Raw genomic sequence first — 13,925 nt, 5'->3', positions numbered from 1 at the left:
GGGTGGGCAACCCCAAAGTAACGCCAGTCGAGATGTTTCCTCTACTTCTATTGGTCGCAAGACCTGTAAAAGCAAGGAACGTCAGTGACGCTGGAATCCCCCGCCTTTAGGCGTGGGGAGTGTCAACCTAACGATGACTGGAACTGGGAAGTAGAACTTGGCCTCACCCCTGATTGGAGATGCCAAAATAAAAGCCTGGGGAATATAGCAGCTGATGATTAATTTTTTTAAATATTTAAATCGAGCATTCAATCCAATTGGCTTTGCCAGTCGTCATCAGAATAGATGGCATTGTCCACAGAAAAGAGTTGCTTGTTTTAATCTGGGAGAGAGGTGATGGCACAAAGCAGAACGATAACTTGCTCCGGTAGATATTTAAACCTGTTTTTGACAAAGCATGGAGCCTAAACTTCCCCAGCCAAATTCTCAAAACCTTCAGATCGCTACGGATGAAGCTTTATTTGTAGCTCTCAAAAATGGCGATTCGGCGGCATTAAGTGTTTTGTTCCATCGTCATGGTCGTTTAGTTTATGGATTAGCTCTAAAAATTTTGGCTAATTCCCAAGAAGCCGAAGACTTGACTCAAGAAATTTTTCTCACACTGTGGCGCAAAGCATCTAGTCATCCTGATTGTCGCTTTTTTGTGCGCTATTTGGCGACAGTCACGCGATCGCGGGCGATTGATAAGCTACGCGCTCGCACTAGACAACTCAAACTTGTGGAAAAGTGGGGACAAACCATGACAAATGAAGCAACACCAGAGCTAACACCCTTTGAACAGGCAAGTTTTGCAGAGCGATCCGGGCGAATTCACCATGCTTTAGCACAACTACCCGAAAAACAACGCCAAGTAATCGAATTGGCTTATAACCAAGGATTAAGTCAGTCAGAAATTGCTCAAAAAATTGATATCCCTCTAGGCACAGTCAAAACCTGCACCCGCCAAGGATTACTTAAACTCAAGCGCATTTTACTAGATTCTGATTTGTCAATCTATGAATAAATCTTTCGATCCCGAACACATCAAAAACTTGGCTGCGGGGTTTGTCGTCGATGATCTCACCCCTGAAGAAGCCCAAGAGTTTCGGCTATTACTTGATGAACATCCAGAACTGATTGCCGAAATTGATGATTTGCAGGAAGTTCTGCGACAAGTGCTAGATGGCTTTACTGAGGTAGAAGCACCAGCACATTTACTGCCCAAAATTCTGGAACAAGCTGAGAACTCAACTACACAGGCTCCTGTGGTTAAGCGATCGCCACTGCGATGGAGAAGAATTGCTGGTAGTATTGCTGCACTATTTGTGGTAGTTTTGGGGGTCGATTACTATCGGCTACGTCAAAATTTGAATATTGTCACAGCAGAAAACCAGCGTTTACAACAGGATTTTGCCCAAGCCCAAGCTGTTAAAAGCCTACTCCAAAATTCCCAAACACGAATGTTTCCCTTTAAATCAGTCAAATCGACCAATAACAGTTCAGGAAGTATAGTAATCGATCCTGAACAACAAAAGGCGGTAATGGTGTTCCAAAATCTTCCCGCTCCACCTCCTGGTTATATCTATTTCTTATGGACAATTGTGAATAGTGAAAAGTTACCCTGTGGTGAAGTCAAGCCCTATTCTTGGGGAACTGCTTCCTTTGAATTACCATTCACAAATCAAATGTACAAAGAATTTTATCACCCACAATTTTCTGGGTTAATTGTGACGCTGGAGACAGATACAAACGTCTCTCGTCCCACTGGAACTGTAGTTATGCAAAGTTCGCAGATTTAAGTGAATTTAGGAGATAATTTAAACCAGTCCCTGAAAGTCAAATCCAGTATAGAAATATGAAGCACCTAACTCATGACTAAAAGTCACGAGTGTGCGGCTTGCAGACATCAAAAATATGAACCGTTGATACTCCTGAAAGCGACATCAAAAGTTCTTTGCAGTACCAGCAACTGGATCAAATTCAAATCGCTGTTCGTAGTTGGTTTCGCCATACAAATTGAAGCTAATCGTCGGTTCTTCACCAAGTGCTTCAACATGATGGATTGCATCTGGCATCAAACTAATGATGTCTCCTGGAGTTAAAATAATTTCGCCAACTTTTTCAATACCACCGTTATTATCAGTCCGTCTCCACAGTGTATTTTTTTCTTCTCCACTAATCAGTGCGACAACTCCCCAGGTAGCATGATTATGAATTGGTGATACTCTTGCTGGCAACCATGCGACTGTCTGCACAGTCAAAGGAAAATCCGGCTCATCGTATAGGGTGAGTACCGACCAACCTGTTTCTGAGTCGGGTTCGAGATATTCACCTTGCAACCATTCCGAACTGGTCAATAATCGCCGCACTAGGGGATAAATCGCTTGTAATCGTTGGCGATCGCTCTGAAATTTATACAGAATATCTTCAAGATCCGTTAAAAACCGATAGAGCCGATATTGTCCTGTGGATAATTCTAGGTCATCTGCTAATTCTTCCCAAGCTTCACACTTGCCTTCTTCTGTCACCAACCAATCTTGACTTACCATATCTTTTCAGAACTCAATAATTGTTATGTATCTGCTTTTACCACGCTTCCAAGCTCCTTTGCTCTTATATTGCTACCCGGTTTAATTGTTTGGGGTAACAAAATTTTGGGCGTTGCATAATTGAAGTATGAATTGGAGCGATCGCTATGCAGTGTCCAAGATGTGCATCAACTCATATCCGCAAGAACGGCAGAAAACACGGATGCAACGAAAGTTTTCCAGTCTTTGTAAGCATCTATTAGTGAATCGATGCCTTTAGCAATATTACAGAACTTAATTTTGTTATAGATTGTAGAGAAGCACGCCGCTTCCAAAGCTGACCAACAGATGGGGATGGTTGTTATGAAGAACAAAAATCAAACTATTTTTGCTTTAGTGTTGAAAGGCGCTATTGTCTTTTCGCCTTTGCTACTATCCGCTGGTATTGTCAGTGGACAACCTGCACCATCTCCCTCTCCAGCACTGACGCCTGCTCGAATTTTATCAAATCAGGAACGGGAAGAATTAGCACGGCTGCGATCGGAAAAGCGGCTTCAACAGCAAGTCCAATCTGATTTCAATCGCGCTTTTAGCCGTACAACCATCCTGCTCAATGTGTGGCTAGTTATATTAAGTCTATTTCCAGTTGCAGCAATTGCTTTATTTTGGCTGTTACGACGGGTGGTAATTCGTGAAATTGCTGATAGAGCTATGAAACAGCTACAGGGAATGGAAAAATTAGAAACTCAACTTACTACTGTTAAGCAAGACGCTGAAAATCTTATTCAAGAGGCTAAAAATATAACTCATAAATTAGAACAGGAAGCTGATATTTTACAACAAAAAATAAAAAGTGAAGAAGGAAATTTACCTTTATTTACATCGGAGCTAAATAAAGCTAAAGTACAACTATTAGCTAGATTAGAAACTGAAATCAAACAGTCTCAACAAAATATACAAACTTTAGAATCAGAATTTGCTTCTGGGCTATCTAAATTAGAGTTAAGCGCTCAACAACATAGAGATATAGCGCTGGATAATTTAGGTAAATTAGTATCTTCTTTAACTGAGGAATCATCTAATTTAAAGTTGGGTGTACAACAACAGCAAGAATTGACTATTGCTGATTTAGAAGAATCAAAGTCTGAGTTTAAATCTCAACTTTCTATATGGCAGTTTGATGCTCAGATGCAGAAGGATCAGACTCTTGAGAGTTTGGCAAAATTGCAGTCAGAGTATGCATATCAGCTATCGGAATTACAAGTAGATGCTTTGCAAAAGAAGGAGATCACGCTTGAGAATCTGGGGAAAGTAGATAGTCAATTGAAATCTGAATTATCGGAATTACAGGTGGATGCTCAACAACAAAAGGATCAGATTATTGAAAGTTTAGTAAAATTGCAATCAGAATTTGCATCTCAACTATCGGAATTACAGATTGATGCTTTGCAGCAGAAAAATATCACGTTTGAGAACTTGGGGAAAGTAGATAGTCAATTGAAATCTGAATTATCGGAATTACAGGTGGATGCTCAGCAGCAAAAGGATCAGATTATTGAAAGTTTAGTAAAATTGCGATCAGAATTTGCTTTAGAACTATCTGAATTACAAGTAGATGTTCAAAAACGCCAAGAATTAATTATTGATGATTTAGAAAAATCGGGTGATGAATTTAGTTCGCAATTTTCAGAATTACAGTTTAATGCTCAACACCAAAAAAATCTTATTCTCGAAAAATTAGAAAAATTAGAAACAGATTTTGTTTTGCAACTATCTGAGCTACAGATGGATGCTCAACAAAGAAAAGATTTAATTCTTAACGAGCTAGTTGATATCACATCTACGTCCATCCCAGAACTTGTAGATCAGCAAGTTGAACAAGAAATACAGGAACAGCCAGAGGAACTAGAAGTCTCTGCTGAGGATTATGTAAAAGAAGGTGATCTTCTGTTTTCTGAAAAGCAATATGATGATGCGATCGCAGCTTACAATAAAGCAGTTCAAATCCAGCCTGATGATGCTGTAACTTGGTTCAAACGCGGTATTACTCTTGCAAGATTAAAACGCTACAAAGATGCGATCGCTTCTTATGATAGAGCTATTAACATTAATCCCAATAATCATCAAGCTTGGTGCGATCGCGGTGTAGCTTTCGGCTATTTACGACAGCATCAGCAAGCTTTTGCTTCTTTTGATCAAGCTACGCAAGTCAAGCCTGATGATGTAGTTGCTTGGATGAATCGCGGTCTAGCTCTGATAGAATTAGAAGAATATGAAGAGGCGATCGCTTCTTTTGATCAAGCGCTACAATTTCAACCTAATTCCCCGAAAGCTTGGGATAAACGTGGTTATACTTTGGTGAGATTAGGACGCGATGATGAAGCGATCGCTAGTTTTAACAAAGCCTTGGAAATTAAGCCAGATTATGCTAGCGCCTGTTACAACAAAGCAGCTTGTTATGCACTACAAAGACAAGTTGAATTAGCTCTAGAAACTCTGCGACAAGCAATTGAACTTAATCCCAGATACAAAGAAGAAGCAGCAGTTGACTTGGATTTTGATGAGATTTCAGAGGATAAGCGTTTCCAGCAGTTGATTCAATGATTATCTGCGTCGGAAGTGTTAAATTTTAGTTAAAGGAATTGGGGATTTGGTGTAAAATCGAAAAATTATGGTGGGAGCTTTTACCCACCACCAAATTTTAAAAAACTTTTCCCAGTACCCAGTACCAGAGTGGCGTTCCTCCCCCACCATACATAAAAGTTGGTGGGGGACTACTCGCCGCAACCAGGTTAAATATTTTCGGAGGAGTAAAGCTGTGAAATTGTTTTGGAATACAAGTTTTTACGGAATTTTTTGGCTCTGGAACCTGACATTTTTAATGTTAGTTTATATAGGGATATTACCATACGTAGGTGTGCCATTATTTCAGGCAACCTTAACAGGTGATATCCCAACTGAATTTTCCTTGACTCTAGTTACTTTAATTGCAATTCCCACAATTTCCAGTATTATCGGTGGCTGGAGGTTTAGTAAACAACCTTTACAACTAATCCGCTTATTTTATGGTGTAGAAGCACCGCTATTTGTGTTGTGTTTGCTGCGGTTATTTGTGATTCGAGAACTGACATCAGCTAGTAGCCAAATTCTAATAACAACGAGCGTATGTATAGCTGCTTTTACTGGAGAATTATTTTGGGGTTATGCTAACCGACGCAAAAGTGGTTTGCAATGGGTACAAATGTTAGCCCATACATTAATGCTGGTATTTGGCATTTATGCGGGTGTGGTGTTGTTATTTTATGCCTTGCCATTAGCAGTATTTCTGTTGCAAGAATTCATCAAATTTGCATGGGTAAAACCATTATGGGATATACTACATCACTCAGCTTTTGTGGGGGGCTTATTACTGATTCTCACTTGGCTAGCTATTCTTGGTTTTAGTGCTACATTGTTTATTGCCATGCCATCAGCATTAACAGCAATGTATGTCCATTCGGGAGCAAAAATTCTAAGAGCTTTTGCTTTAGAACATGGTAAAAATAAAACATTTGCTGGTGCTGGTGCAGTTGTTGTGGCGTTCGCAGTTACTTTTATATCTTTACAACAACAACCCCAAGTATTAGCTTTTTCACTCTTAGCTAATACACCTAAAAATGATCGCGATCGCCAAACGCTCGTAGCCAAGTCAGAACAAATCCGTACAGGATTAGTTAACGCTTATTTATCTTCTTACCGCTACCTGAGCAGCAAGCAAGAAAATAACCACATCAGTGCTATGTATCATCATGTATTAGGCTTAGATAAATCGGCTGCTGATGGATTGCAAGCAACTTATAATTTTCTGATGTCGCCATTTTTATATAATGGTTCTGAAAAAGATTCTGCCAAAGCAGAGAAACTTTACGCCGATTTTTTTGATACACCTCTACAAAAAGCAGAAAAAACAGCAGTTAGTCACGCAGTACAATCTACTTTTAACGAACAAGAAGTTAAAGCAGGTTTATTAAATATCAACGAAAAAAAAGTTTTATTGTTATCACAACAAGTCACAGTTCAAGAACATGGTGATTGGGCTGATGTGGAATTGTACGAAGTTTATAAAAATCAAACACGAGAAGTTCAGGAAGTTTTTTACTCCTTTTCTTTGCCAGAAAGCGCTGTAATTACTGGCTTATGGTTAGGAGATACTAATAAATTAGACCAACGTTTTCCTTTTGTTGTCTCTAGTCGCGGTGCTGCCCAGAAAGTTTATAATTCTCAAGTTAGACGTTCACGGCCTATAGATCCAGCTTTGTTGGAACAAGTAGGGCCGAGACATTATCGCTTACGGGCTTTTCCTATTCCTCCTAACAATATACAACAAAGAGAAGGGCAACCACCTCTTCCCACAGAAATGCACCTATGGTTAACTTACAAAGTGCTGGGACAAGACTTGGGTTGGGAAATGCCCGATTTAGGGGAAAAACGTAATATATTCTGGACTAATCAAACCAAGCGTATCCGCAACGGTAAAGAAATCGGTTGGAAAGACGATGCTTGGTTAGAAGAATTCATCCCCGCGAGTGGAAAAATTCAGCCTGTATTACATGAAGTAAATTTAGAGGAAGGCTACAAAATATTAGCTAAACCCCTATCTCGTCAAGATTACACCTTAACCAAAAACCAGCGAGTTGCTGTAGTTCTCGATACCTCTCGTAGCATGGGGGAACATATTAAAGAATTGGTGCAAACATTATCATGGTTGAAAAAACACGGCTTTGCAGATAATGAGTTGACAAACAACGATGCAGATTTATATCTGAGTGTTTCTCCTGGAGCGACACCCAAACGGTTAGATGATCTCCAGCAATTCCAACCGGAAAAAGTCACTTTTTACGGCACAATTCAACCCCAAGAAATGCTGACACAGTTTAATAATTTGCGTGGAGATACAGCTTATGATGTCGTTTTGCTGTTGAGTGATGAAGGTAGTTATGAATTGTCGAAGAACAATAAAACCGTTCCCGAAACGCCTGCACCTTTGTGGATGGTACATCTAGGTGGATTACCTGGGGCTTATAATGATGGCATCATTAAATCATTACAAGATAGCGGTGGTGAAGTTGGTGTTGATATTTCGGAGGTGCTGCAACGAATTGCTACCAAATCAGTTTTAAGTGACTCTGTAAGTGTTGTTAATGGTTATGCTTGGTATTTGCAAACATTAGACACAGCAATTGCAACTAGTAACCAACAAGATGATTTTTTGCCATTAGCAGCTAGACAATTAATTTTAGGTTTGAGTAAAAAAATTAAGTTAGACAACCTCAAAAGTTTGGATGCGATTCATGCTGTAGCTAAAAAGTATCAGATTGTCAGCCCTTATTCTTCGATGTTGGTATTAGTCAACGATGAACAAAGACAGTTGCTCAAAGAAGCAGAAGCCCAAAGCGATCGCTTTGATCGCAAAGTTGAGAATGGTAAGGAAAATCTCTCTAAACCCATTAATCCCTTGAAAGTTAGTGTACCTGAAGCATCAGGAGGATGGCTTTTAGGTGTAAGTGCGATCGCCGTATTCATGCTTGTGAAGCGTCGGCGTTAATTAATTGGGATTAGAGATTGGGGACTGTGTGTAAAATCGAAAAATTATGGCGGTGGCTTTTACCCACCGCCAAATTTTAAAACCCTTTTCCCAGTACCCAGTACGCAGTACCGGAGCGGCGTTCCTCCCCCTCTCCCCCAACCGTATTGACGATGCACTTACAAAGCGGGGAAAACAGATCGAGTAGAACTACGCGCATGAAAATGCTCGTCGATCAACCCAAGTACAGCTTTGGCTATTTGTTTATTGACACTATTGACAAAGTGACCATCAGCAGTAAAGTTATTCAAGTTAGAAGCTGGAGCAATGTTATGGGTGCTTACGTATGGAATAGCAGCACTCTTGAGGGTTGCTTCCAATGCATAAAACAAATGATTCTCATAGCCGCGATCATTGAATAGAATTACAATTGGCAATTTACCGTCCTTGTTAGCTGTTGCTGCAAAATCAGTAATTATTGCTCTCAAAACTGGTACTTGAGTTTTTTCGTTGAACCCATTAGAATTATGAATCTGACTCTCTATATTCTTTTGATGACGTTGTGCAAAAGCTCTACGAATTAACCGGATAGTTGTAGAGTTGTCTAGAAAATTCTGCTCAAACAGAAACGAATTAAAGAATTGATCGTATTGTTGCAGTTGGGCTAGTAATGCATTCCGCTTTTGCTTGTCACTAAGGGTAGCCCGTAGTTGAGCCAGGGATGAGAGCATCGGCGTTATCTCTTTGAGTTTACCGTCTTCTAGCAAGTATGCTGGGTAAGTATAAGGGGCTGGGGCTTCAAACTGCCATGTCATGCCATTCATCGCACCCATTCCTTTAATACTAGAAGCCAGAATTCCTAAAATCACAACATCAGCCTGATGTCTACCTCGGTCTAGTTTGTATCCAGCAAAGGAGTAGCTTGGCGGAGCTGCTGGCCCTGCAATCATCCTCAACGTGACTTTAGGATCGATTTCTTTGATGGCTTCACCCACATAATTAGAGAATGACATGCCATAAATAGCAATCAGCAAGTCATCCCTGGTTGCAGGACTAGTTGGTAAATTTGATTTTTTCCATAACTCTGGATCTAACCAACCAGCTATGGCGATGGCGGAACTAGACTCATCTGTTGGCCCGACCATTTGTGAAAGCTTGCCCTCAAGTGAGCGACCATAGTTAAAATAAAGGCTGAGTTGACTGTGATTCAAAATGCGTGGATCTGAAGGATAGGGAAACAAGAGGTTGATTGCAACATCTATTACAAATAGGAAGAAAATAATCCATAGTCCCATCACGATCCTTTTACGGAGTCCCTTACCAGTAGAGGGTGGCTTAAAATTGAGAGTAGATAAATTGAGTAGGTGCATTACTCGTTCCCATTAACAGAATAAAGATTAGTGCGGCGTAAAAAGCTGCACGAACTGGTGGGGGGAAATGACGGCTTAAATTTGATTTAACAGCATATTTGAGAAATTCGTAGCCAATCAATAGCGGAATCCCCAATATTACAGCTAGTGGGGGCTTCGGTATACTAAGGGCAAAATTGCCAAAATCTGTAAACAAAATTTTGGTGAAGGTAATAACTTGAGCCAAAGAAATAGCGCCAAATAGTAGCCATCCATAGCAAGTGATTATGAAGAACAACAGGATTGCCGCTATTCTCCCCAGAAGTACAATACCTGAATAGTATGAAGGTAAAGAAGTTAAAGTGGGTGTTGGTGACTGGGGAATTTTATGCTTCTCATGCCCAAAAGTCAGAAAAGAGTCTTGTTTTCCTCCCCAGATGAACTTAGTGCCATTCAGTTCAATACTTTGACTCAAAAATAGTTTTACCTTGTCTATCTTGGGAGTTAAGGCTCGATACAAGCAAAGAATTGCTCCCTGATAAAAACCCCAGAGAATAAAGTTCCATGCTGCTCCATGCCAAAGCCCTCCAAGCACCATTGTTACCATGAGATTTTGATAAGTTCTGCGTTCCCCTTGACGGCTGCCACCCAGAGGGATGTAAAGATAGTCTCGTAGCCAAGTGGAAAGACTGATATGCCAACGACGCCAGAACTCGCTGGGGGTCTGGGAAAAGTATGGCAAATCAAAGTTGTCCACCAGTTCTATCCCGAAAAGCTTGGATACACCTCTAGCAGCGTCGGAGTAGCCAGAAAAATCGCAGTATATCTGGATAGTAAAGAGGAATGTTGCTAAGACAACATCAATCCAAGAAACTGTTCCAGTAGTCTGATAGATTGCGTTGACCGAACTAGCAGCTCCATCAGCGATCGCGACTTTCTTGAACAAACCAAATAAAATCAAAAAGACACCTTCAGATGATTGCTGCAAACTTAGCGATCGCGGATTTGATAACTGCGGTAGTAATTGCGATGCTCGGTCAATTGGGCCTGCAAGTAGGGTTGGAAAGAAACCCAAGAACAGGGCAAAGTTTAATAAGCTACCTGACGCCTCCATTTTACCTTTGTAAATATCAACGACGTAGCTAATTGCTTTGAATGTGTAAAACGAAATTCCTATAGGCACAATTAAGCTTAAGTGCAATAATTCTACTGGCATTCCTATTACCCGTATTAGCTCAATTGCACTTTCAAGGAAGAAATTACAGTATTTTAAAAAACCGAGAATGCCCAGATTACAACATATACCGATCCACAAAAATAATTGACGGCGTTTCTCCCTCTTGAGTGCTACACATCGGTTATATAAAAGGTTGGCAATGATGATTAACGCTAGCGCCCCCAGCAGAATTAACCAGCCTGTCCAAATCAGAGGAAAAAGTTCCCCCCACTGTACTGATATTCCCAAGGGAGCTGTTCTTATTTGAACTGCATTCCATTGCAATGTCCCAAAAACCAAGGCTGCAAAGATTACTAACCAGGAACCCAAGTAGCGGTTGGATCGTGTCAGACGACCTGATTCAATCATCAATCCGCAGTTGAAGTCGATAACTGTTGATAAAACAATCAGAAAAAGTAAACGTGTATCCCACCAGCCATAAAATACATAACTGGCAATGAGCAGCATCATATTTTGCCCACGGAAAGCAATGATCCGATAGAGCAGATAAATAATTCCTACAAAAACAAAAAATTCAGCTGAATTAAATGACATTTATCCAATAACGAATAAAACTAAAGGTTTGCCGCTACTTGATGTAGATTGATCAAAAATGCGATCGCTAATCTCTTGAGTTATACCATTTCACTTTGATCACGATACATTAGACATCTGCGAAAATCAGGAGCAAAGCCTTGTACAGCTATTCATTCAGCTCAAGTTGTTGATTCATAGTTCTTTTGATAGTTTTGTAGTTGGTGCTTTAGCGAAGATAGGGCCAACTACAAACTACAAACAATAACCTACCTAGAAATGATAGCAGAGCTTGTCACCTGCAAATGCAGCCTTTGCGATCGCAAGTAACGATAGAGGCGATTCAGGGCGTTTATATAAGCATAAGCTGCTGCCACCACGATATCAGTATCAGATGCTTGCCCAGAGAATATCCGCTCTTGATATCCCAAACGAATTGTCACAGTTCCCAGCGCATCAATTCCTCCGGTTACAGATTGGACAGAAAACTCAATTAGTTGATTGGGAATTTGCACTAGTTTACTGATTGCTTGATACACTGCATCCACTGGGCCAGTACCTACACTCGCATCTGTGAGAATTTTACCATCGGGGGTGACAATTGTGATGGTTGCAGTTGGGCAAGTACAGTCACCGCAGATTACCTGGACGTGTTCAATTTGAAACCCACTTTCTACTTGAATCTGCGTTTCATCTCTAGCGATCGCTTCTAAATCCCAATCTGATATCTCCTTTTTCTTATCGGCGACTTCTTTAAACCGATTGAAGGCTTTGTTTAAATCTGCTTCATTTAGGTCAAAACCCAACTCTTTAAGCCTAGTACGAAAAGCATTCCTTCCAGAGTGCTTACCCAAAACAATACGATTTTCCGGCAAACCGATCGCACCAGCTTCCATAATTTCGTACGTTTGGCGGTGCTTGATGATACCATCTTGGTGAATCCCAGACTCGTGAGCAAAAGCGTTTGCCCCCACGATCGCCTTATTGGGTTGAATCAACATTCCTGTTAATTGGGAAACCAAGGATGAGGTTTTGTAAATCTCCTGGGTTTTTATATTCGTTAAGGGTGCATCAGAATCGACCGGACGACCAAAGTAGGGGTTAAAAAAGGGTTTGCGAACTTGCAAGGCCATGACAATCTCTTCTAGTGCTGCATTGCCTGCTCGTTCACCAATACCATTAATCGTACATTCTACCTGACGCACACCATATTCAATTGCTGCCAAAGCGTTAGCTGTAGCTAAACCCAAATCATTTTGGGTGTGAACAGAAAGAATCACTTGATCAATATTAGGAACGTGTTCTCGAATACCTTGAATCAGATTTCCCATTTCTTTGGGTGTACAGTAGCCGACGGTATCAGGAATGTTAATCGTGGTTGCACCTGCGGCGATCGCTACCTCCAATACCTGATAGAGAAACTCTCTTTCAGTGCGGCTAGCATCCATTGGCGAAAATTCTACATCATCCACAAACGACTTGGTGTATGCAATCATTTCTTCGGCGATCGCCAATACTTCGCTGCGGGACTTTTTCAACTGATATTTAAGGTGAATATCAGAGGTGGAAATCATCGTATGGATTCTGGAGTGAGCAGCGGGTTTCAAGGCTTCAGCGGCTGCTTGAATATCTTGGCGAATCGCTCGCGCCAAACTGCAAATGATTGGGCCACCCTTTATCCCGACTTGTTCAGCAATGGTTTTAATAGCTTGGAAATCTCCGGGACTGGCTACAGCAAAACCTGCTTCAATCACATCGACACCGAGTAGAGCCAGTTGATGAGCGATCGCAAGCTTTTCTTCTACGTTTAATGTTGCGCCTGGTGATTGTTCGCCATCCCGTAGTGTGGTATCGAAGATAATAACTCGGTTTGCTTGAGATGCAATGCTCATAACTGTCTCCTGTAATTTTCAGGGGATTGTTGTTTGTAACTTTGGATATTGTATACGATTTTTTGTATACAATATAAATTATGAACTTAAATGACTTGGCAGCCAACGTGCTGCAACAACGCAGTACCCCAGATTTAATTGCCGACGCCTTACGGGAAGCGATTCTGCGGGGTATTTTTCAAGAAGGACAATCCTTAAGACAAGATGAAATCGCCACTCAGTTTGGAGTCAGCCGCATTCCCGTACGCGAAGCACTCAAACAGCTAGAAGCAGAAGGATTGGTAACACTGTATCTAAATCGCGGTGCAATAGTATCAGTGCTAACAGCCACTGAAGCGCAAGAAATCTGCGAGATTCGTAGCGCCTTGGAGGTCAAAGCGATACAAATAGCAATACCCAAGTTAAGTGAATCAGATATAGAAAAAGCTGCTGTGATTCTGGAAGTAACTGACCAAGCAACTGATGCAGGTATATTAGCAAAACTCAACTGGGAATTTCATGCAACGCTGTACGCAGCTGCGGAACGTCCTCGGCTGCTGATGATGATTAAAAACTTGCATGTTAATTGCTCTCGCTATATCCGCGTGCAGATGACGCAAATGGATTATCACGAGCGTTCCCAAAAGGAACACTATCAGCTTTTGGATGCTTGTCGTCAGCGAGATCCAAAAACTGCCGTCAGGTTATTGAAGCGACACATTGACACCGCAGGAGAGCAGCTAGTTGCATACTTGCAGCATAAAACTCCACTAACATAGTTTTTGCTTGCTACAACATTCGACATTTCCAGAAATTAATAATGCCCAATCCCCAATCCCCAATGCCCAATCCCCAATGCCCCATGCCCAATGCCCCATGCCCAAT

The 13,925-nt window shown here is 41.1% G+C and carries 9 protein-coding genes; 5 read left to right on the top strand and 4 right to left on the bottom strand.

Annotated elements, in window-relative coordinates; genetic code table 11:
• Positions 1-397: 397 nt before the first annotated feature.
• Positions 398-1,003: a sigma-70 family RNA polymerase sigma factor gene (locus IQ246_RS23890; RefSeq protein WP_194005816.1), complete on the top strand. Its 606-nt coding sequence runs from the start codon at positions 398-400 to the stop codon at positions 1,001-1,003.
• Positions 996-1,778, top strand: coding sequence for an anti-sigma factor (locus IQ246_RS23885; RefSeq protein WP_194005815.1), 783 nt, complete (start codon positions 996-998; stop codon positions 1,776-1,778). Before IQ246_RS23890 ends, IQ246_RS23885 begins: the two co-directional genes overlap by 8 nt.
• A 144-nt stretch (positions 1,779-1,922) precedes the next feature.
• On the opposite strand, the gene IQ246_RS23880 is transcribed toward IQ246_RS23885, so the two are convergent.
• Positions 1,923-2,528 (bottom strand): cupin, encoded by a 606-nt coding sequence (locus IQ246_RS23880; protein WP_194005814.1) that lies wholly within the window; start codon positions 2,526-2,528, stop codon positions 1,923-1,925.
• Positions 2,529-2,870: 342 nt separating this feature from the next.
• Between IQ246_RS23880 and IQ246_RS23875 the strand changes: the two genes are divergently transcribed.
• Positions 2,871-5,111 (top strand): tetratricopeptide repeat protein, encoded by a 2,241-nt coding sequence (locus tag IQ246_RS23875; RefSeq protein ID WP_194005813.1) that lies wholly within the window; start codon positions 2,871-2,873, stop codon positions 5,109-5,111.
• Positions 5,112-5,178: 67 nt separating this feature from the next.
• Positions 5,179-8,091 carry a TIGR02921 family PEP-CTERM protein gene (locus IQ246_RS23870; protein ID WP_208492273.1) on the top strand — a complete coding sequence of 971 codons (2,913 nt, stop codon included), beginning with the start codon at positions 5,179-5,181 and terminating at the stop codon, positions 8,089-8,091.
• Positions 8,092-8,249: 158 nt separating this feature from the next.
• On the opposite strand, the gene IQ246_RS23865 is transcribed toward IQ246_RS23870, so the two are convergent.
• From IQ246_RS23865 to IQ246_RS23855, 3 genes are all read right to left on the bottom strand, one after another.
• A complete protein-coding gene (locus IQ246_RS23865) occupies positions 8,250-9,440 on the bottom strand; it encodes a hypothetical protein (RefSeq protein WP_194005812.1) in 1,191 nt (396 codons plus the stop codon).
• On the bottom strand, positions 9,406-11,190 hold the full coding sequence (locus tag IQ246_RS30585) for an MBOAT family protein (protein ID WP_244142137.1): 1,785 nt from the start codon (positions 11,188-11,190) through the stop codon (positions 9,406-9,408). The genes IQ246_RS23865 and IQ246_RS30585 overlap by 35 nt, the downstream gene beginning before the upstream one ends.
• Positions 11,191-11,438: 248 nt before the next feature.
• Positions 11,439-13,061, bottom strand: coding sequence for a 2-isopropylmalate synthase (locus IQ246_RS23855; protein ID WP_194005811.1), 1,623 nt, complete (start codon positions 13,059-13,061; stop codon positions 11,439-11,441).
• Between the two features lie 80 nt (positions 13,062-13,141).
• Between IQ246_RS23855 and IQ246_RS23850 the strand changes: the two genes are divergently transcribed.
• A complete protein-coding gene (locus tag IQ246_RS23850; protein ID WP_194005810.1) occupies positions 13,142-13,819 on the top strand; it encodes a GntR family transcriptional regulator in 678 nt (225 codons plus the stop codon).
• The last annotated feature ends 106 nt before the right edge of the window (positions 13,820-13,925 follow it).

The organism is aff. Roholtiella sp. LEGE 12411 (assembly GCF_015206995.1).
GTDB lineage: Bacteria > Cyanobacteriota > Cyanobacteriia > Cyanobacteriales > Nostocaceae > Komarekiella.
This window is presented reverse-complemented; position numbering and strand designations above follow the sequence as displayed.

Excerpts from the sequence above, each read along its gene's own strand:
- IQ246_RS23890 (WP_194005816.1), top strand. The coding sequence starts at position 398 with ATGGAGCCTAAACTTCCCCAGCCAAATTCTCAAAACCTTCAGATCGCT.
- IQ246_RS23885 (WP_194005815.1), top strand. The coding sequence starts at position 996 with ATGAATAAATCTTTCGATCCCGAACACATCAAAAACTTGGCTGCGGGG.
- IQ246_RS23880 (WP_194005814.1), bottom strand. The coding sequence starts at position 2,528 with ATGGTAAGTCAAGATTGGTTGGTGACAGAAGAAGGCAAGTGTGAAGCT.
- IQ246_RS23875 (WP_194005813.1), top strand. The coding sequence starts at position 2,871 with ATGAAGAACAAAAATCAAACTATTTTTGCTTTAGTGTTGAAAGGCGCT.
- IQ246_RS23870 (WP_208492273.1), top strand. The coding sequence starts at position 5,179 with ATGGTGGGAGCTTTTACCCACCACCAAATTTTAAAAAACTTTTCCCAG.
- IQ246_RS23865 (WP_194005812.1), bottom strand. The coding sequence starts at position 9,440 with ATGCACCTACTCAATTTATCTACTCTCAATTTTAAGCCACCCTCTACT.
- IQ246_RS30585 (WP_244142137.1), bottom strand. The coding sequence starts at position 11,190 with ATGTCATTTAATTCAGCTGAATTTTTTGTTTTTGTAGGAATTATTTAT.
- IQ246_RS23855 (WP_194005811.1), bottom strand. The coding sequence starts at position 13,061 with ATGAGCATTGCATCTCAAGCAAACCGAGTTATTATCTTCGATACCACA.
- IQ246_RS23850 (WP_194005810.1), top strand. The coding sequence starts at position 13,142 with ATGAACTTAAATGACTTGGCAGCCAACGTGCTGCAACAACGCAGTACC.